General features: G+C 66.9%; 18 protein-coding genes. 10 read left to right on the top strand and 8 right to left on the bottom strand.

Translation table 11 applies throughout. The features are described from left to right. Positions 1–10: 10 nt before the first annotated feature. Complete coding sequence (locus G6N58_RS18390) at positions 11–403, top strand: hypothetical protein (RefSeq protein ID WP_232067923.1); 393 nt, start codon at positions 11–13, stop codon at positions 401–403. On the opposite strand, the gene G6N58_RS18385 is transcribed toward G6N58_RS18390, so the two are convergent. The 3 genes from G6N58_RS18385 to G6N58_RS18375 all read right to left on the bottom strand — a co-directional run bounded on the left by G6N58_RS18385 (position 352) and on the right by G6N58_RS18375 (position 2,657). Further along, positions 352–1,011 (bottom strand): DsbA family protein, encoded by a 660-nt coding sequence (locus G6N58_RS18385; RefSeq protein ID WP_115277749.1) that lies wholly within the window; start codon positions 1,009–1,011, stop codon positions 352–354. The genes G6N58_RS18390 and G6N58_RS18385 overlap by 52 nt on opposite strands. A gap of 78 nt (positions 1,012–1,089) precedes the next feature. Further along, positions 1,090–1,824, bottom strand: a complete 735-nt coding sequence (locus G6N58_RS18380) for an SDR family oxidoreductase (protein WP_115277750.1) — start codon at positions 1,822–1,824, stop codon at positions 1,090–1,092. Next, positions 1,821–2,657 (bottom strand): LLM class F420-dependent oxidoreductase, encoded by an 837-nt coding sequence (locus tag G6N58_RS18375; RefSeq protein ID WP_068915999.1) that lies wholly within the window; start codon positions 2,655–2,657, stop codon positions 1,821–1,823. The genes G6N58_RS18380 and G6N58_RS18375 overlap by 4 nt, the downstream gene beginning before the upstream one ends. Between G6N58_RS18375 and G6N58_RS18370 the strand changes: the two genes are divergently transcribed. Continuing rightward, a complete protein-coding gene (locus tag G6N58_RS18370) occupies positions 2,656–3,369 on the top strand; it encodes a VldE C-terminal domain-containing protein (RefSeq protein WP_232067922.1) in 714 nt (237 codons plus the stop codon). The two genes, G6N58_RS18375 and G6N58_RS18370, sit on opposite strands and share 2 nt — an antisense overlap. A gap of 61 nt (positions 3,370–3,430) precedes the next feature. After that, positions 3,431–5,293: an alkaline phosphatase family protein gene (locus G6N58_RS31065; protein WP_115277751.1), complete on the top strand. Its 1,863-nt coding sequence runs from the start codon at positions 3,431–3,433 to the stop codon at positions 5,291–5,293. Here G6N58_RS31065 and G6N58_RS18360 read toward each other — a convergent pair whose 3' ends face one another. The 3 genes from G6N58_RS18360 to G6N58_RS18350 form a co-directional block, all read right to left on the bottom strand. Beyond that, positions 5,294–5,875, bottom strand: a complete 582-nt coding sequence (locus tag G6N58_RS18360) for an Rv1733c family protein (RefSeq protein ID WP_115277752.1) — start codon at positions 5,873–5,875, stop codon at positions 5,294–5,296. Between the two features lie 90 nt (positions 5,876–5,965). After that, positions 5,966–6,973, bottom strand: coding sequence for a hypothetical protein (locus G6N58_RS18355; protein WP_115277753.1), 1,008 nt, complete (start codon positions 6,971–6,973; stop codon positions 5,966–5,968). Then, on the bottom strand, positions 6,970–7,863 hold the full coding sequence (locus G6N58_RS18350) for a mycobacterial-type methylenetetrahydrofolate reductase (protein ID WP_115277754.1): 894 nt from the start codon (positions 7,861–7,863) through the stop codon (positions 6,970–6,972). Before G6N58_RS18350 ends, G6N58_RS18355 begins: the two co-directional genes overlap by 4 nt. A gap of 192 nt (positions 7,864–8,055) precedes the next feature. Between G6N58_RS18350 and G6N58_RS18345 the strand changes: the two genes are divergently transcribed. From G6N58_RS18345 to G6N58_RS18330, 4 genes are read left to right on the top strand one after another with little or no spacing between them, the layout of a single operon-like run. Continuing rightward, positions 8,056–9,117: an iron ABC transporter substrate-binding protein gene (locus G6N58_RS18345; protein WP_068919687.1), complete on the top strand. Its 1,062-nt coding sequence runs from the start codon at positions 8,056–8,058 to the stop codon at positions 9,115–9,117. Continuing rightward, a complete protein-coding gene (locus G6N58_RS18340; protein ID WP_232068112.1) occupies positions 9,117–10,667 on the top strand; it encodes an ABC transporter permease in 1,551 nt (516 codons plus the stop codon). Before G6N58_RS18345 ends, G6N58_RS18340 begins: the two co-directional genes overlap by 1 nt. Further along, complete coding sequence (locus G6N58_RS18335) at positions 10,660–11,679, top strand: ABC transporter ATP-binding protein (protein WP_115277755.1); 1,020 nt, start codon at positions 10,660–10,662, stop codon at positions 11,677–11,679. The genes G6N58_RS18340 and G6N58_RS18335 overlap by 8 nt, the downstream gene beginning before the upstream one ends. 43 nt (positions 11,680–11,722) lie before the next feature. Continuing rightward, entirely contained in the window at positions 11,723–12,208 is a 486-nt protein-coding gene (locus tag G6N58_RS18330; RefSeq protein WP_163908245.1) for a MarR family winged helix-turn-helix transcriptional regulator, read from the top strand. Here G6N58_RS18330 and G6N58_RS18325 read toward each other — a convergent pair whose 3' ends face one another. Next, a complete protein-coding gene (locus G6N58_RS18325; RefSeq protein WP_115277757.1) occupies positions 12,209–13,243 on the bottom strand; it encodes an extracellular catalytic domain type 1 short-chain-length polyhydroxyalkanoate depolymerase in 1,035 nt (344 codons plus the stop codon). Between the two features lie 400 nt (positions 13,244–13,643). After that, complete coding sequence (locus G6N58_RS18320) at positions 13,644–14,249, bottom strand: MspA family porin (RefSeq protein ID WP_163908242.1); 606 nt, start codon at positions 14,247–14,249, stop codon at positions 13,644–13,646. A gap of 638 nt (positions 14,250–14,887) precedes the next feature. Here G6N58_RS18320 and G6N58_RS18315 point away from each other — a divergent pair. From G6N58_RS18315 to G6N58_RS18305, 3 genes are all read left to right on the top strand, one after another. Then, on the top strand, positions 14,888–15,787 hold the full coding sequence (locus tag G6N58_RS18315) for a polyphosphate polymerase domain-containing protein (protein ID WP_115277761.1): 900 nt from the start codon (positions 14,888–14,890) through the stop codon (positions 15,785–15,787). 61 nt (positions 15,788–15,848) lie between these two features. Beyond that, entirely contained in the window at positions 15,849–16,526 is a 678-nt protein-coding gene (locus G6N58_RS18310; protein ID WP_115277762.1) for a DUF4956 domain-containing protein, read from the top strand. Beyond that, positions 16,526–17,956 (top strand): CotH kinase family protein, encoded by a 1,431-nt coding sequence (locus tag G6N58_RS18305; RefSeq protein ID WP_115277763.1) that lies wholly within the window; start codon positions 16,526–16,528, stop codon positions 17,954–17,956. The genes G6N58_RS18310 and G6N58_RS18305 overlap by 1 nt, the downstream gene beginning before the upstream one ends. Positions 17,957–17,967 lie beyond the last annotated feature (11 nt).

Here is a 17,967-nt window from a genome sequence, read left to right as displayed (position 1 = left end):
AGGACCTCCCGTGCTGCTCGCCGCACGCTGCCTTGCCGCGCTCACGCTGGCCGTCGTGGCCGTACTGTTCGTCACCGCCGGGGAACTGGTGCAGGCGGGCAATCTCCTGGAGGTTCACGGTGGTGCCGCCATCGCGTTGCACGTCACCACCGGCCTGCTGACGCTGACGCTGGCGGCGTTGGCCAGGCAGCGCGGCCACGGCTGGGGTGCCGCCGCAGTGGCCTCGGCGCTGTTCGCCTATTCGTTCCTGCAGGCCTACCTGGGCGAAGGCGCCACCCTCGCGATCCACGTGCCCGGCGCCCTGCTGGTCGCCGGCGCCTCGGTGTGGCTGGTGTTCTGGCTATTCACCCGTCAACGATCGGCAGCCAGCGCGTCATCCAGCGCGCCGGTCAGGTCCTCGTAGCTGCGCGGTTGCAGCCGGGAGCCGTCGACGAAAAACGTCGGGGTGCCCTCGACGCCGAGCGCCTGCCCGTCGGCCTTGTCCTGCGCGACGCGCTCCGCGGTGGCCGGATCGTTGTACGCAGCGTCGAACGCCGCCATGTCCAGTCCGACCTCCTGCGCCAGTGCCCGCAACTCGGCATCTGAGGGCGTGTCGCGGTGGCCCCACTGATCCTGGGTGTCGAAGAGCTTCTTGTACATCGGTTCGAGTTGGCCCTGCTGGGCTGCGGCCTCGGCTGCACGGGCGGCGCGCTCGGAGTTGACGTGGCCGCTGAGCGGGAAGTAGCGGATGACGAAGTTCACCCGGTCGCCGTACTCGGAGCGCAGTTGTTCGACCACCGGGTACATCGCCTTGCAGCCCTCGCATTCGAAGTCGAGGAACTCGACGAAGTGGACGGGACTGTCCGGGACCGACGACAGCCGGTGGCTGTTGTCGCGGACCACCAACTCCGACTCCGGGCCCGCAAGCTGCTGCGGCGCACTGTCGTCGCGCAGGAACAGCACGGCCAGCGTCGCCACCACCACCGCGACCACCGCCGCCGCGGTGAGCGCGATTCGTGTCCTGTGTGTCATGGCGCCACCTTCCCCATCTACTGGGCACGATCGTAGATGCCTCATCAGCCTGCCACGGTGCCGAGTAGGCGCGACCCCTCAGCCGCGCCCGAAGTAGGGCATGGCCCGCGCCATCACCGTCACCGATGGAATGGCCACCTCGAGCGGCAGGTCGATCACGTGCGCGATCGACCGCGCCACGTGTTCGGCATCGATCGTGGGTTCGGCCAGCACAGACCCGTTGGCCTGCACGGCCTCGGAGAATCCCGCGGTCATCACGGTCGCGGCGTTGCCGATGTCGATCTGGGTGACGCAGATGTCCAGATCCCGTAGGTCCAGCAGCATCGATGCGGTCAGGCCGGTGATGGCGTGCTTGGTCACCGCGTAGGCGAGCGTGCGGGGGCGTGGCCGGTGCGCCGCCAGCGAGCCGTTGTTGATGATGCGCCCCCCGCGGGGCACTTGCGCCGTCATCACCCGGGCCGCGGCACGGGCACAGAACACCGACCCGTCGACGTTGGTGCGCCAGGCCTGCTCCCAGGAGGCGTCGTCGATCTCGCTGACCGATGCCGCCGGACCGAACACCCCGGCGTTGTTGAACAACACATCGACCCGGCCGAAGGCCGACACCGCATCGGCAAACAGCGCGTCCACCGACGCGGAATCCGTGACATCGGTGCCGCAGATCCTCGAGTTCGGATGTCCCGCAGCCGTTTCGGCCAACGCCACCGGCCGTCGGCCGGCCAGCACCACGCGGTGCCCCGCCGCCAACAACACCCTGGCGGTGGCGCGGCCCAGCCCGCTGCCCGCACCGGTGACCACCACGACCTTGCTCACGGTCGGTCCCCGTACTGCTGCACCGCTGCGGCGTAGTCGTCGAGCAGACCCAGCGCCTTGTCCCTGGGCACCGACGGCAGCAGCAGACCCACCTGCCCAAAACCCAACTGATCCACAGCGTGCCAGTAATCCTGGTCCACCGGGGTACCGAACATCGCCAGCGGCACATCACGGCCCGCACCGTCACGCAGTTGGCCGGTGCGTCGCGCCAGGTCGTCGAGCGGCAGCGGATTCGAGATCCAGCCCGCGCCATGGCGCAGGGCCCGTCTGACGGTGGCGTCGGAGTTACCTCCGATGAAAATCGGCGGGTGCGGCTTCTGGACCGGCTTGGGGCGGCAGAATGTCGGCTCGAAATCGACCAGCCTGCCGTGGTATTCGGCGCGTTCCTGGGTCCACAACGCCGTGATGGCCTCGATGCGCTCGTCGAGCAGAGCGCCGCGGGTTTTCGGGTCGGTCCCGTGGGCGCGCATCTCTTCGAGGTTCCAGCCCGCACCGACCCCGAAGACAAAACGGCCGCCGGAGATCAGGTCCACGCTCGCGGCTTCCTTGGCGGTGTGGATGGGGTCACGCTGGATCAGCAACGCGACACCGGTGATCAGTTCGATGGTCTCGGTGACGGCCGCGGCGGCCGCCAGGGTGACGAACGGGTCGAGGGTCTTGTAGTACACCGAAGGCAGGTCGCCGCCACCCGGGTACGCGGATTCACGACTGGCGGGGATGTTCGAGTGCTCCGCCACCATCAGCGAGTGAAAACCCCGCTCCTCGATGGCGCGGCCCAAGGACACCGGATCGATTCCGTCGTCCGTGACAAACGTCGAGATACCGAATTTCATGGCCTCATTCTCCTCCGATCGGGCTCCGCCGTATCCCTGCGGCGCTAGTCTGCTCTGCGTGAGCAAACGGGTGTTGTCCGGCGCCCGGGGTCGCTGGGTGGCCGTCGCCGCGTCGGTGGTCGTGTCAGCCGGCATGTTCTACGCCCAGACCGGTGACCGGCAGCCGGTGACGCCCGCTGTCAGCCCGGCCGGACACGACCACGTCCTCGCCGACGTGCCCGCAGCCGCTGTACCCGCCGAGGCAGCTCCGCTGCTGGCAAGCGTTCCCGCCGGTGCCGCCGACATCCCGTTCGCGCTGCCCGAGGGGGTGACGCCCGAGGGTGGGCTCCAGGTCAGGACGATCTGGGTGGCCCGCGCCATCAGTGTGCTCTTTCCCGAGGTCACCACCATCGGCGGCTACCGTCAAGATCCGCTGCGATGGCATCCCGACGGGCTGGCCATCGACGTGATGATCCCGGACCACAATTCCGACGCCGGCATCGAACTCGGCAACCAGATCGCCGGCCTCGCGCTGGCCAACGCAGAGCGGTGGGGTGTCCTGCACGTCATCTGGAGGCAGGGCTACTACCCCGGTGTGGGCGCGCCGAGCTGGACAGCGGACTACGGCAACGAGACCGCCAACCACTTTGATCATGTACACATCGCGACCACCGGCGGGGGCTACCCCACCGGCCGGGAGACGTACTACATCGGTTCCATGAGCAAAACCTGAGTGCCCCGGGCCGGCGGCTTGTAACGTCTGCGTCAATACAAGCCCGCGGCGATGGGAGCTCATGGTGTCGACGGTCAAGCAGGTCTGTCTCGGTGTTGCCGCTGCCGGTGTGATCGCAGGGGCGGGCACGGTGCTGGCAACCGGAGTCGCGTACGCCGAGACCACGACCGACAGCGGATCGTCCGCTTCGTCGAGTGCGGATTCATCGGAGAGCAGTGACACCTCCGCCCCCGACCGCACCGAGAAGAAGCGTGCGGACAAGGAAGCGACGGCCCGCGACAGCAGGGCGGAATCCTCGAGTGCTGAGGCCGAAGACGATTCGGATGATGCCGCCGACACCGACGCCGAGGTCGCCGACACCGACACCGCGACAGACGACCGAGCGACAGACGACCGAGCGACAGACGAGGACGACGCCGACAGCGCCGCCGCTCCCGCCACCGACGACGAGGACTCCGATGCGTCCGCCTCCGGCGAGGACGAGGCAGCGCCGGTCCAGACCCTGGTGGCCACCCGCGAAGAGATCAAGGCCTCGGATGCACCGGTGCGCAAGAAAAACGACCTGCCGTTGCCGCTGCTACCCACCACGCCCACCACCGCCGCCGTCACCACCACCGCCGCCGAGCGCAACCGCGCCGCCACCACCGCGGACGTCACCGCCGCCGCGGTGGATCCCACCACACAGCGGGTGCTGGTGATCGGGGTCGACGGCACGAATCTGAGCCGGGTCCTCGACAATCCGGCCAACACCAACTTCTGGGAACTGATGCAGACCGGCACCACCGGCCCGTCCACCATCGTCGGGCACACCACGATCTCGAACCCGTCGTGGACGGCCATCCTGACCGGTGTCTGGGACAACAAGAGCGGCGTGATCAACAACGTGTTCACCCCGTCGACCTACTACCGCTGGCCCACGGTGTTCAACCAGCTCGAGGAGTACAACCCGGACATCCGGACCAAGGCCATCGCGGACTGGAAGGTGATCGCCGACATCGCCAATGGGGGTTCCACCCCAGCCGATGTGGTGATCTACATCCCCCAGGGTGCCGACGACCCGGTGTACGCCGAGGCCGACGCCGCCGTCACCGCCGAGACGGTCAAGTCGATCCTCGGCACCGAACTCGGCTACCAGGACGTCCCGAATTTCATGTTCACCTACATGACCGGCGTGGACGAGGCCGGGCACCTGTACGGGGGTGCCTCACCGCAGTACGCCGAGGCCATCGAGCGGGCAAACGTCAATGTCGGGCTGATCCTCGATGCCGTCGCCGCACGCGAGGCCGCCACCTGTGCCGCCGGACCCAGCACGTGTGAAGACTGGACCATCATCATGGTCACCGACCATGGTCATCAGCCACAGCAGGGCTTCGGCCACGGCTTCCAATCACCGGACGAGACATCCACCTTCGTCATCGTCGACGGCCCCGACTTCGCCGACGCCACGATGAACCTGAAGTACTCGATCGTCGACGTCACCCCCACGGTGGTCAGCTTGTTCGGGCTCGGCCCGCGCGCCGACGCCGACGGCGTTGCACTGACCGACCTGGAAGGCAGCCAGGTCGACCCGGTGGACTTGCGACAGGCCGTCCAGGACGCCATCGACATGTACGGGTGGCCGGACATCCAGACCAACGTGGCCCTGAGCCTGCGCACCATCTTCGCCACCATCCCCTACTACATCGACACCTTCACCACCGACATCACCGCACAGCTGCAGGCCATCGCAGGACAGGGCATCTTCCTGGTCAGTGACATCGCCGCCATCGCGGTGTTCCCGGTGAACCTGATCGGTGATGCGCTCTACGCGGTGACCAACGCGATCGCCCAGGTGGTCGCGCGGCTCACCGGGATCAACGGGGGCCTGCTGCTGCCGTCGAGCGCACCGCGCGACGGTCAGCCCTACCCGTGGCTGGTCGTCTAGTCAGGGGTGGCGGTTGGCCCAGCCGTCGTCGTTGTAGGTCAACAACCGCAATTCGCGTTCCCAGGCGCGGTCACGCAACCGGTCGAGGATCTTGCGCATCGCCGCCGCGCCGAAGACCAGGAACAGCACACCCAGGCCCCAGGCGACACCGGAGATGCCGAGTGCACTGAGCTCGGCGTCGACGGGTTGCAGCGGCGCACCGGTCACTGCACCGTCCTCGTCGAGCCACACGGTCAGCGGCTCACCGGTCGCGACGGTGGCGGGGCTGACGATCTGTTCCGAGCGGACCCGGGTGCCCTCTTTCCACTGCGCCGTGACATAGGCGGGAGTGTCGAAGTCCGTGGGGAGTCCAGTGCTGCCGTGGATCACGGTGGCCTGCACGGAATGCCGCGTCTGCGCCTGCTCGGCGACGGTGTGCATCCGGTCGGTGTAGGTCTGGTCGTAGAGCACCGTGGCCATCGGGATGGCGATCACCGCCAAGATCAGCACGGCCAGTACGCTGAGCGCCTCGGTCCGGTCTGTCCCGCGTACCAGCGGACTACGCCCCAGCGCACGCAGATACCACCGACACTGCTTGACCATGATTCGATGCTGACAGCGCGATGCTTAGATCGCCAATTGAATTGGCGTACGGGCGACCGATATCACAACAGACCCGCCATTGTGGCCGAGTCAGGCTGTCCCGGTCACCTCGTCGAAGACGGCCAGCGCCTCAGCGGTGAGATCGTCACGAATTCCGCTCTCGGCGTGCGCGAACCGGATGTAGGCCCCCAGCACCTGGGGTAGCTCCGCGCGGGCGTCGACCGGGAAGCGTTCGGCCGGCTCGGACAGCAGTTGCGCCACGCGCGCCGCACTCCACCTCAGCGGGTCGCCCGTGCCGGCAACGAGGCTCGTCTCCAGCATTGCCCGGTGGCCGGGACGGTCGAACACAACTCCCGCCGGGGAGGCGAAGAACCGATCCAGGATATCGGTGTGATCACGCTGCGGCACACTACTTTCCGCGCTTGGCGGGAGCAGCCGCACGACCCAGCGCAGCAGTGCGCGACTGCTCGGCCAGGTGTCTGAGACCTCGGGTCCCAGCGGACGCTCCAGCGCGGCACGCAATCGTGTTGCGGCGTCTCCCAGGGCAATGTCGGCGAAGCTCGTGTCGGGGTCGTCATTGCCCGCCCGCGCCACCGCCAGGACGGTGTCGATCGTTTCAGGTACGAAGAAGGCGTCCTTGATCGTCGAGAACCGCAGATGGTCGATGTTCACCGCACCGCTCATCTGACTGCCGTCGGCGAACCGGACACCGATGACCAGCTCGTCGGCATCACCGAGAACATGTGTCATGAGCACGGTCCGCGACACGCCGGCCTGCGCCAGCTGCGTCAACCAACGAGGCAGCGCGTCGGAGCGAGCGGCGGCGGCACTGCGACAGCGCGCCGCGAGCGCGTCGTCCTCGCACAGCTGACCGAGTGCAGTCAGCAGGGCGGTGGTCTCGGGAATCGGAGTGCCCATGAATGCCTCGACGAGCTCGTTGAGATCGCTCGACGGCGCTCCGCCGCCGGTCCCGGTGGCCAGGATCATCAAGGACACCAGACCGAGGAGTTCGAGAGGCTCACCGCTGTCCAGGGCGGCGCGCACCTCGTCGATCAGGTGCACCTCGCCGTCGGGCTCCGGCGGTTGCGGGTGGGTCACGGGCGAACCGGTGACCAGTAGTCCAGCATCTCGGCCAGCGTGTCGAACGCCGCCCGCGACACCCCGTAGGTGGCCTCGAAGTGCAGGCTCAGCGGGTAGCCCAAGTCGACCACGCCGTCGATCACCCGCTTGTAGAGATCCAGCAGCAGTCCGCGGCGGGTGTCCTGATCCGAGGCCGCCAGCGTCGCGACGAATTCCTGTTCGCGGGCGACGGCCGCGTTACCGGGGTCCTGGATCAGCCAGTTGATCAGCCCCACAGAGGCCTCGACCTTGGGGACGAAGCCGAAAGACAACAGGATCTCGGGGCGCAGATCGGTCGACGCCGCGTGGTCGCGCAGGAAGCCCACGATGGCGTCGGAGTACAGCAGCTGGGTCATCCCGAAGTTGGCACCCTTGTCGCACTTGAAGGAGAACCGGCCCTGCTCACCTTCGCGGGTCGGAATCAGGATCGCGCCGCGGTTGCTCACGATGTCGTCGTACATCGACAACGCGTCGGCCGGTGCCACACCGCCGCCTTCGCCGTCCTTGAGGGTCCGGGGCACGCCCACGAAGATCATGCCCTCGAAGCCGGCAGCACCCAGCGTGGTGAGCCGCTCACGCAGGCTGTCCTGATCCATGAACGCGGTGACCTGGGTGCACAGCCCCCGCATGCCGGGCAGCTCCGGACGGATGATGGACCAGTAGTCCAGGACGTCGAGCTTGGGCTTCATCTCGATGGGCCGGCCGTCGTCCTCCTCGATCATCCCGGGGATCATCACGTGCCCGATCCGGCCGTCGATGCCGGACTCCCCGGCCAGGCGCAGCACCTTCTGCGCCTCGTCGCGGGCGTACTGGGCGCCGCGGTCGGTGTTCGGCGGCACCAATTCCAGCGCGATGGTGTGCAGCGGCACGATGTTTCTCTCCCAGTCCTGGCGATCCCCAGTGCTGGCGATCCCGAAGCCAACACGGTACCCAGGACGCCGTGACCACGGTGACGTCGGCCATGCGGGCTGGTTGTTCTCCAGAGTTGGCAAGGCTGCACTACAGCCGATATACGGTAAGCGCACAGTAAGTTCCCAGGATCTATGCAATCGAGGAAAATGATGCCCAGGTCGACACTCAGATTCAGCGCTGCACTGAGCGCCTGTGCGGCGATGTTCGCACTCTCATCCTGCAGTTCCAGCTCCGAACCCGCCGAACAGACGTCTTCACCCTCGGCCGCGGCGGAGGGTGAACAGAAGGTCGTGGTCTATTCCGGCCGCAACGAGGAGCTCATCGCTCCCCTGCTCGAGCAGTTCACCACCGACACCGGCATCGACGTCGAGGTCCGCTACGCAGGTTCCGGCGAGCTGGCCGCGCAGCTGATCACCGAAGGTCAGAACTCCCCCGCCGACGTGTTCCTCTCTCAGGACGCCGGAGCACTGGGCGCGGTGTCCCAGGCGGGGCTGTTCGCACCCATCGACGCCGAGACGCTCGCCGCCGTGCCCGCCGAGTACTCGGCCGCCGATGGCACCTGGGTGGGCGTCTCGGGACGGGCCCGCACCATCGTCTACAACCCCGAGCTGGTGCCCACCCCGCCGGACACCGTCGACGGGCTGCTGGACCCACAGTGGCGTGGCCAGATCGCCTACGCACCCAGCAACGCGTCCTGGCAGTCGTTCGTGACCGGGCTGCGCGTGCTGCGGGGCGACGAGGGAGCCCAGGAGTGGCTGCAGGCCTTCAAGGCTCAGGACCCACAGCCCTATGAGAGCAACGGCCAGATCCGCGATGCGGTCGACGCCGGGGAGATCGGCATGGGACTGATCAACCACTACTACATGTACGAGCTGATCAACTCCAAGGGCGCTGAGAACGTCGCGGCCCGCCTGCAGTTCATGGCTCCCGGCGACCCGGGCGGCCTGGTGAACGTCGCGGGTGTGGGTGTGCTCGCCACCGCACCGGATCCCGATGCGGCCCAGGCATTTGCGGCCTATCTGGTGGGCGAGTCAGCGCAGCAGTACTTCGCTTCGGAGACCGCGGAGTTCCCGCTGCTCGACGGAGTGGCCGTGGTGGGCGATGTGCCCGCCCTGACCGACCTCGACCCACCCGCGGTCGACCTGTCGCAGCTCGACGACATCGAGGCCACGCAGCAGATGCTGGTGGACACCGGGCTACTCACCAATTGATCGCGCTCGAGACGGTGCGGGCCGGCGTGCGGCGCCGGCCCGGCCGTCCTGCTGCGCTTCTCCTGCTGGCGGCAGCGGTGGTGGCGGCGAGCACCCTGCTTCCGCTGATCTACCTGTTCCAACGGGCTGTCGAGCGGGGCATCGGCTTTGTGGCCGAAGAGTTGCTCCGGCCGTCGACCGCGCACCTGGTGGGCCGCTCACTGCTGCTGGTCGTGGTGGTGACGGCGGCGTGTGTGGTGCTCGGGGTGGGGTTCGCGGTGCTGCTGGCCCGCACCGATGTGCCCGGACGCCACTGGTGGGCCGTGGCGCTGACGCTGCCGCTGGCGATGCCGAGTTATCTGCTGGCCTTCCTGTGGGTGTCGCTGCTGCCCGCGTTGCACGGGTTCTGGGGCGCCGCACTGGTTCTCACGCTGGTGAGCTACCCGTTCGTGTTCCTGACCACCACCGCAGCCCTGGCGCGGGTGGACCCGGCGCACGAAGAGGTGGCCCGCTCCCTGGGGTTGGGCAGTGTGGCGGTGCTGTTCCGGGTCACCCTGCGGCAGGTACGTGCGGCCGTCGCGGCGGGCGCCCTGCTGGTGGCACTGTATGTGCTCAGTGATTTCGGGGCGGTGGCCGCCATGCGCTACGAAGTGTTCACCTGGGTCATCTACGGCGCGTACCGAAGCGGGTTCAATCCGTCTCGCGCCGCCGTCCTGTCCTTGATCCTGCTGGTGTTCGCCGTCGGGTTGGTGGTCGCCGAACGCCGCGCCCGCGGGTTGGCCGCCTCCCGGCTGGGCCCGGGTGCACCCCGGCCGCGGCACCGCGCCGCGTTGGGCCGGTGGCGGTTCGCGGCCACCCTGCCCGGGGCGGCGGTACTGGTCCTGGCGGTGCTGATCCCGTCGTATGCGTTGACGCAGTGGCTCGTCGCCGGGGGTTTCCGGTGGGATGCGGACCGATGGTTCAGCGCGCTGAGCGCCACGATCTGGCTGGCAGTGGTGGCCGCTGTGGTCTGCACGGTGGCCGCCCTGCCACTGGGATTGCTCTCCGCTCGCTACCCGTCACGATCGTCGCGGGTACTCGAGAGCGCCGGTTACGTGGCCCACGGACTGCCGTCCATCGTGGTCGCCATCGCGATGGTGTCGGTGGGGGTTCTGCTGTTGTTGCCCTTCTACCAGCGGGAGCCGCTGCTGATCCTGGGATACGTGGTGCTGTTCGTCCCGCTGGCAGTGGGGTCGGTCCGTGCGGCCATCGAGGCCTCTCCGCCGCGTCTGGACGAAGTGGCCCAGTCTCTGGGACGCTCCCCCGCGCGGGTGTTCCTCACCGTCACCGCCCGTGCGGCCGCGCCCGGAATTGCCTCCGCGGCAGCACTTGTCCTGCTGACATGTATGAAGGAACTCCCGGTGACCCTGTTGTTGCGGCCCACCGGGGTGGACACCCTGGCCACCCGGCTGTGGGGGTACAGCTCCGTCAGCGACTACGCCGCCGCGGCCCCCTACGCCGCGGCGCTGCTGGCATTCGCGACGGTGCCGACGGCGATGCTCGGTGCAGCCACCAGGAACGTGGATGTCTGACGTCGAGATCACCGGGGTCACCATGGCTTTCGGGTCCCGCCAGGTCCTGCGCGGCGTCGATCTCCATGTCCCCACCGGGACGGTCACCGCGGTACTCGGACCGTCGGGGTGCGGCAAGTCGACACTGTTGCGGATCCTCGCGGGTTTCGAGAGTCCCACCGCGGGAGTCGTTGCTGTCGGTGGACAGACCCTGGTCGACGGCTCCACCTGGGTCCCGGCGCACCGTCGGAGGATCGGCTTGATGCCGCAGGAGGGCGCCCTGTTCCCGCATCTGACGGTGGCCGACAACGCCGCCTTCGGCGTGGGTCGGATGCCGCGCGGCGAGCGGGCGGCCGCGGTGACGCGCTGGCTCGGGGTCGTCGGCCTCGACGGGATGGGCGACCGCCTGCCGCATCAGCTCTCGGGTGGCCAGCAACAGCGGGTGGCACTCGCCCGGGCGCTGGCGGCCCAACCCCGGGTCCTCCTCCTCGACGAACCGTTCGCCGCTCTGGATGCCGGCCTGCGGGTCCAGGTGCGCGAAGACATCACCGCGATCCTGCGCGACACCGCAACAACGGCCGTGCTGGTCACTCACGACCAGTCCGAGGCGCTGTCGCTGGCAGATCAGGTGGCGGTGCTGCTGGACGGGTCCATCGCTCAACACGGTGACCCGCACACCCTGTACTGGCACCCACGCTCGCTGGCGGTGTCCCGATTTGTCGGCAGCACAATAGAACTCGATGGGCAGCGGCACGGGGACACCGTTACCACCGCACTCGGCACCCATCCGGTGGCCGGCGGCGACGGCCGGGGCGCCGTCACCGTGGTGCTGCGGCCAGAACAGGTGAGCATCGCCGACGGCAGCACGGCCACGGTGTCCGGGCGGCGCTTCTACGGCCCGGAGCTGGCGGTGCGGGTGCAGCTCCCGGACGGGACCGTGCTCGACATCCGGCAGCCCGGGAACACTGATGCGCCCCCCGACGGCGGCCTTGTCGGCATACGGGTCGACGGTGGTGCGCTGGTCTTCGGATGACGTTCTCGGTGTGTCTTCAGCGGTGGTCTGGCACAGTGCCTGCATGACGGTCCCGCACCAGCCCGCGGAAACCCGGCCTTCGGAGGACCCGAGCATCGATGTCGGCGACCTGGCCGAGAACCTGCACTCGCGCCTCTTCGGCATCCTCGCGGGGCTGCGCAAACGGGACCTTCAGCCGATCGGTGGCCATGTTCTGACCCCTGCTCAGCGCTCCCTGCTCTACGTCCTCCGCGACGGGGTACGGATTCCGGTCACCGAACTGGCCGCCCACGAGGGCCTGTCCCAGAAGAGTTTTGCCGGCCACATCCGCGCACTGGCGGAGCTGGGCCTGGTGCAACGGATCCGCGATCTATCGGACCGTCGCAAGATGTGGGTGCAGATCACCGCTGAGGGGGTGCGCAGCCAGCGCGCCGTCGCGCAGACGTCGCTGGCCGCGACGGAGCTGACGGCCGACGACGTCGCCGCGTTGCAGGCCGCGCTGGTGCTCCTGGAGAAGCTGGCCCGGCGGGCGCTCACCGAACCCGGATAGCTAGGGCAACCGGCGCTCACTGGCGAAACCCCACACCGCAGCGCTGATGTCCGGGCCGGCCCGGTCGGTGAACAGGCCGTCGGAGGCGGGCCCCGAGTAGGCATGCCCCAGGCCGTCGACCAGATACATCTCGATCGCAACCGCGCCCGCGGGGTCGCGGAACACGCTGTGGGTGTACGGATACCGCCCGTCGGCGGCCGGTACCGCGGTGTCCCGGCGCACCAGGGCCCGACTTCCGTTGAGTGCGCCGTCATCCACCAGATCACCCACTGCCGACCACTGCTCGACCAGCCGGGTGGCGACCACCGGCGGCACCACAGTGTCCTGGGTGCCCTGGAACACCAGCAGGGGTACCTGCCGGGCGTGCTCACCCATCTGCGCCCGCGCCTGCCGGGCCGTGTCCGACGGACTCACGGCGTCCGGGTGCGCCGGGTCCACCTGATCGAGGCCATATTCACCGCCGGCCACCGACGTCGCCGTGGCGAACACATCGGGATAGGTGGCCGCCAGGATCACCGCCGTGCCCGCTCCCGAGGACGCGCCCACCACATGCACGCGGTCGGGATCACCGCGGTAGTCGGCGACCACCCGTCGTGCCACGCCGGCCAACAGCGCCGGTTCGCCGGAACCACGCTGCTGGTCGCGACGGTCCGCAGAGCGCCAGCAGTTCAGCGTGTCCCGCCACATCCGTTGGGTCGGGTACACCACGATGAATCCCTCACGGTCGGCCAGGGCATTGAACTGCGTGGTGGATTTCATGCTGTTCCAACCGAATCCGGTCATACCGCAGCCGTGGAGGGCCATGATCACCGGTAGTTCGGCCCGGCCGTCATACTGCGGCGGCAGGTGCACCTGGTAGCGCTGGCCGTCGAGGGTGTGATTGTGATCGCGGTCGCCGGCCCACCACGGTAGTCCGTACTGCGCGACGGTGAGGAGTAACCCGAGGACGATGACGAGCACCGCCGTGATACCCGAGAGGATCCATGGCCAGCGACGCTTCTTCTGCCCGGCATCGCCTTCGCCTCGCGCATCCATGTGGACCGATCGTACCCTTCTGCACCGATCGGTATAAAACGGGTGAGCTCACCCCTGGCGCAGAGTCAATTTCCCGCGGGGACGATCGGAAGTGGTGTCAGGCTCCCACCGGACGCCGGAGCAGGCAGCTCACCGGGAGCAGGGCCCCCCGGGGCGATCGGTCTGGTTGCGGGTCGACCGTCTGGCACCAGTGGCGGCCATCCGATCGACGTCGGCGGCCACATCTCGACATCACTGCCTGACGTCGAGGTCGAACTCTCGGCCCAACCGTCGTCATCGTCATCATCATCGTCGGCGGCATGGGCTGTGCCGCAGGCAAACAACGCCGTCAAGATGACGGCACCGAGCACTGGGAGCAGGCCACGCAGATACCCCGCGCCGATGAACGAACCGTCATTGCTCACAGCGCTGACGCCGCTCCGTAGGCATTCAGGCTGTCATCGGATGAGTCCGTACTGATCCGGGCGGAAGCGAACATCCTGATCGTCACTGGGCCGGCACATTCGGAGACTTCCACATGAGCATCACGAACGGCGATGGTGGCAGTCTTCGACTTCATCGACTTTGCGCCGAGCCCGACCACCGTGATGGTGCCCGCTTTCAGCTTGGTGCCGACCTCGGGAAAAATGTTGAAGTCGACGATGTCGTTCTCGTTCAAGTCGAATGTGTCGAGATCAGGGTCGAAGCCGAGCTCCAGACCTTCGCTCACATCCGTCTGGCAGCCCAACTGCACACCCAACACCAGGTAGCCGGAGTTCACCGACAGGTCACCCTCGCCTTCGATGGTGGCGGTGGCCTTTGCCGTGACGAACCCCTCCCGGGTGAATTGAGAGGTCGCGAGGTTGGGCACGGCGTCTACGCGTAACTCGGTCATGGTCAGCGTGAACCGCCAGCCGTCGACAGTGTCGCTGAACTGCGCGACATCCGGCAACAGGACACGTTCGGCCTGTGCGACTCCGGTGCCGGCAGTGGCCATGAGAACGGCAGTCATGGTGGCGGCGAACACGGTCCGCACGTATGAGCTGATGATGGTTCTTCTCCCTGACCCACCCGGGTCCTCGTTGCGGCACAGGATCATTCATGCTCGTCGTCACACCTTGGTGGACACTGTGAAGAAGTTTTGCTCACCGTGTGCCCGCGTACACATGTCGCTCCCATGGTCGTGACATCGGACGCTCATGGAGCGGCCCTAGGTTCGCAAACGTCAGAGGTGGAAGCGCCCGAAGGAGAAGCAATGAAATCAGCAATGCTGAGAGCAGGAACCCTGATCGGTTCGGCAGCTGTCTGCGGCGCCGTGGCCGTCGGACTGGGTGCCGGTACCGCGGCTGCACAACCACCCCCTCCGGGGCCCGGCGGTCCTGGCCTCTGCCTGCCGCTCCTTCCGTGTCCCGGTCCGCCGCCCGCTCGCGGTCCCGTAGGGCCGGGGATGGGGCCCGGCGGCCCCGGCGCAGGGCCTGTGGGACTCGCGGGCCTTCCGCCGCGCTGAGTCAATCTCTCGAGGCGCCCTGTGCACGGTTTCCATGCACAGGGCGCCGTTTTGTCGGGTCGATATCACGCTGATACCGCAGACACAGCGGTTCCATAGTCCCGCCTGTTTGCATCATGAACGGGAAGTGAACCGAAGGGAAAGGAACAGCGAGTTTGATGGGTTTGTTCACGCGGCTGGCCAAAGCGGCTCCGGGGCCAAAAGACCTGCACGAGGACGTACCTACCCGCCCAACGGGTTACCAGCAGACCGCGAGCCGGCTGCACGCGTTCAATCGCTACGAGATCAAGTACCTGCTCGACGAGCTGAAGATCCCAGCCTTGCGCGAGGCACTCTCGGCGCGAATGGGCACCGACCCGTTCTCACCGCACGGCGGTTACCCGGTGACCTCGCTGTACTACGACACCGCGGATCTTCGGTTCTACTGGGAGAAGATCGAAGGCCTGCGCTTCCGGCGCAAACTGCGAATGCGGCTGTACGGCAATCCCGCCGAGTGTATTGACGAGACACCGGTTCAGGTCGAGATCAAGCAGCGCGTCAACAGGGTGACACAGAAGCGACGTGTCCCCCTGCCGTACGGCACCGCCAGGCGGTGGCTTGATGCCCGCGAGGAGATCTCCTACGAGCCCCACCAGCGCGCCTTCGTCCACGAGGTGACGGCCCTGATCGGCAACCTCGATCTGCGACCGATCGTCACCACCGGATACCTGCGCGAAGCGTTCGTCGGCCGCGACGCAGACCTGGGTCTGCGGGTGACCATCGATCACAAGGTGCACGGCCGTGACCGCGATTTCCACTTCGCCTCGGGCGCGGAGAACCGCTTCATCATCCCGCCGAAGCTTGCCATCGTGGAGATCAAGGCCAACGAGCGCGTGCCGTACTGGGTCACCGACCTCGCGGCCCGCAGCGAGATGTCGGTGGTGCGCGTCTCCAAGTACTGCCAGTCGGTACAGGCGTTCGAGCTGGCGCCGCGCTCCACCGTGGGAGCCCAGGAAATCAACGGATTCCGGGCTGGCGATTCATTGCCCGTCGATGAACGCAGCATCAAAAGCGCCTGATTGCAGTAGTTTTCATCGGTTCACAGGACATTCTCATCGGTTCACAAGACAAAGGAACACCGTGACAATAGATTTCCAGGACCTGAGCGGCACCTTCACCGTGTTCGATGTCTGCGTGTCGCTGGCACTGTCGTTCGTGCTGGCGTCGCTCATCGGTTGGGTCTACCGCTACACCCACAAGAACGTCTCCTACAGCCAATCCTATGTGCAGACGTTGGTCATGGTCTGCATGGTGATCTCGGTGATCATGCTGGTGGTCGGCTCGAACATCGCGCGGGCCTTCGCCCTCGTGGGTGCGTTGTCGGTGATCCGATTCCGCAACGCCATCAAGGAGACTCGCGACGTCGGATTCATCTTCCTGGCCATGGCAGTCGGAATGACCACCGGAACCCGCTTCTACACCTTGGCCATTGCCGCCACCGTGGTGATCTGCCTGGTCCTGCTCATCATGTACCGCTTCAACTGGTTCAAGCTCGACGTCCAACGGCAGGTCGTCAAGGTCCAGGTTCCGCCCGAGCCCGAATACACCAAGCGCGTCGAGGACGTCCTGATCGACTACTGCTCGGAGTTCGAATTGGTGTCCACTGAGTCGGCCCGCGCCGGTGCCCTCAACGAGCTGTACTACACGGCCCAGTTGAAGAAGGGCCGCAAGTCCGCAGACCTCATCGCCGCTCTGGCAGAGGTCAACACCGGCCAGCGCGTCACGGTACTGACCGGGTACGACCAGACCGACATCTGATGCGGGACCAGCACAGCCCACGTCGCCGGTTCGCTCATCGGATTCCCGTGCATGTGCGGCAGTACTGGAAACTGCTGGCACTGTTCATCACTGCGATGGTCGTCATGGTGGTCCTGTTCGGGCCCGGCCGGGTCCATCCGTACATCACTGGCGATGCCACCATCATGGCCGCGGAGATCACCGACAACATCACAGGCACTGTCGACCTGTTCGACACGAGCGTCACCCACTCGTTGACCATCGAACTCACCCCTGCCGAGTACAACGACATGATCACCGCTTACGAGAAGGACGGTGCCAAGAAGTGGGTCACCGCTGATATCACAATCGACGACACTCCGATCAGCGACGTGGCAGTGCGGCTGAAAGGCAACTCCACCCTGATGGGGTTGCGGCCGGATGATGCACGCCCGGGCGGCGGGCCGCCCGACGGCGAGATGGCTTCCCAGGCCCTGGCTTCTGCTGATGACCCCACATCACTACCGCTGCTGATCAAGTTCAACAGGAATGCCGACGGGCGCGGATACCAAGGCATGACTGAGCTCTCGCTCCGGCCGGGGACTCCGGTGCTCAATGAAGCGCTCGCATTGTCGTTGACGGCGAAGACGGGACAGCCCACGCAGCGGTACACCTACGCCGCGTACACCGTCAACGGCGAGACCACCACGCGACTGCTTCTGGAACACCCCGATGACACCTACGCCAACACGTTGTTCGACTCCGATGGCTACCTCTACAAGGCAGATGCCAACTCCCGGTTGGAATACCGCGGTAGCGACCAGTCGGAGTACGCCGACCAATTCAAGGCGATCAACTCCGTGGACAACGGCAACCTCGCCCCGATCATCAACTTCCTGCGATGGCTGGATGGAGCTGATGAGACCGAGTTCGACAAGCACCTCGGCGAGTGGGTGGAGGTCGATTCGCTGGCACGGTACCTGGCCACCCAGAATCTCCTGGCCAACGCCGACGACATGGGCGGCCCCGGCCAGAACTACTACCTCTGGTACGACCTGGATACCGAGAAGATCACGGTGGTGTCGTGGGACCTGAACCTCGCCATGCAGAGCGACGCCACCGTGGGGCCCGACGACGAGGTGCAGATGGGGCCTCCCCCAGGGCAGGGCGGCGCCACGGCGGCGAACCGCCCCCCACCGGGCGGCGAGGGCGGCGGACGCATGTTCGGAAATCCACTAGAGACACGGTTTCTCGAATCTGCTGCATTCAGCGACGTGTATCTTGCGACGTACTGGAATCTGTACGACCAGATGTACGGCGACGGGCGGGCCCACGAACTGCTCGATGAGATCGCCACATCCGTTCCTGTGACCGATGGGCTGAGCCAGGATGATCTGGTTGCGGCAACAGAATCCATGAGGGAGTGGCTGGACGAACGCACAACGGCGTTGGACGCCCTTCGCAACGAGTGATACGCGCCTGA

The organism is Mycolicibacterium tokaiense (assembly GCF_010725885.1).
Classification (GTDB): Bacteria; Actinomycetota; Actinomycetes; order Mycobacteriales; family Mycobacteriaceae; genus Mycobacterium; species Mycobacterium tokaiense.
The sequence above is the reverse complement of the archived record's forward strand: the minus strand, read 5'-3'. Positions and strand labels throughout refer to the sequence as shown.

What these genes read in the sequence shown, in the direction of transcription:
- G6N58_RS18335 (WP_115277755.1), top strand. Translation starts at nt 10,660, where the DNA reads ATGTCTGACGTCGAGATCACCGGGGTCACCATGGCTTTCGGGTCCCGC.
- G6N58_RS18360 (WP_115277752.1), bottom strand. Translation starts at nt 5,875, where the DNA reads ATGGTCAAGCAGTGTCGGTGGTATCTGCGTGCGCTGGGGCGTAGTCCG.
- G6N58_RS18325 (WP_115277757.1), bottom strand. Translation starts at nt 13,243, where the DNA reads ATGGATGCGCGAGGCGAAGGCGATGCCGGGCAGAAGAAGCGTCGCTGG.
- G6N58_RS18385 (WP_115277749.1), bottom strand. Translation starts at nt 1,011, where the DNA reads ATGACACACAGGACACGAATCGCGCTCACCGCGGCGGCGGTGGTCGCG.
- G6N58_RS18330 (WP_163908245.1), top strand. Translation starts at nt 11,723, where the DNA reads ATGACGGTCCCGCACCAGCCCGCGGAAACCCGGCCTTCGGAGGACCCG.
- G6N58_RS18315 (WP_115277761.1), top strand. Translation starts at nt 14,888, where the DNA reads ATGGGTTTGTTCACGCGGCTGGCCAAAGCGGCTCCGGGGCCAAAAGAC.
- G6N58_RS18370 (WP_232067922.1), top strand. Translation starts at nt 2,656, where the DNA reads ATGGCCTCATTCTCCTCCGATCGGGCTCCGCCGTATCCCTGCGGCGCT.
- G6N58_RS18345 (WP_068919687.1), top strand. Translation starts at nt 8,056, where the DNA reads ATGCCCAGGTCGACACTCAGATTCAGCGCTGCACTGAGCGCCTGTGCG.
- G6N58_RS18305 (WP_115277763.1), top strand. Translation starts at nt 16,526, where the DNA reads ATGCGGGACCAGCACAGCCCACGTCGCCGGTTCGCTCATCGGATTCCC.
- G6N58_RS18375 (WP_068915999.1), bottom strand. Translation starts at nt 2,657, where the DNA reads ATGAAATTCGGTATCTCGACGTTTGTCACGGACGACGGAATCGATCCG.
- G6N58_RS31065 (WP_115277751.1), top strand. Translation starts at nt 3,431, where the DNA reads ATGGTGTCGACGGTCAAGCAGGTCTGTCTCGGTGTTGCCGCTGCCGGT.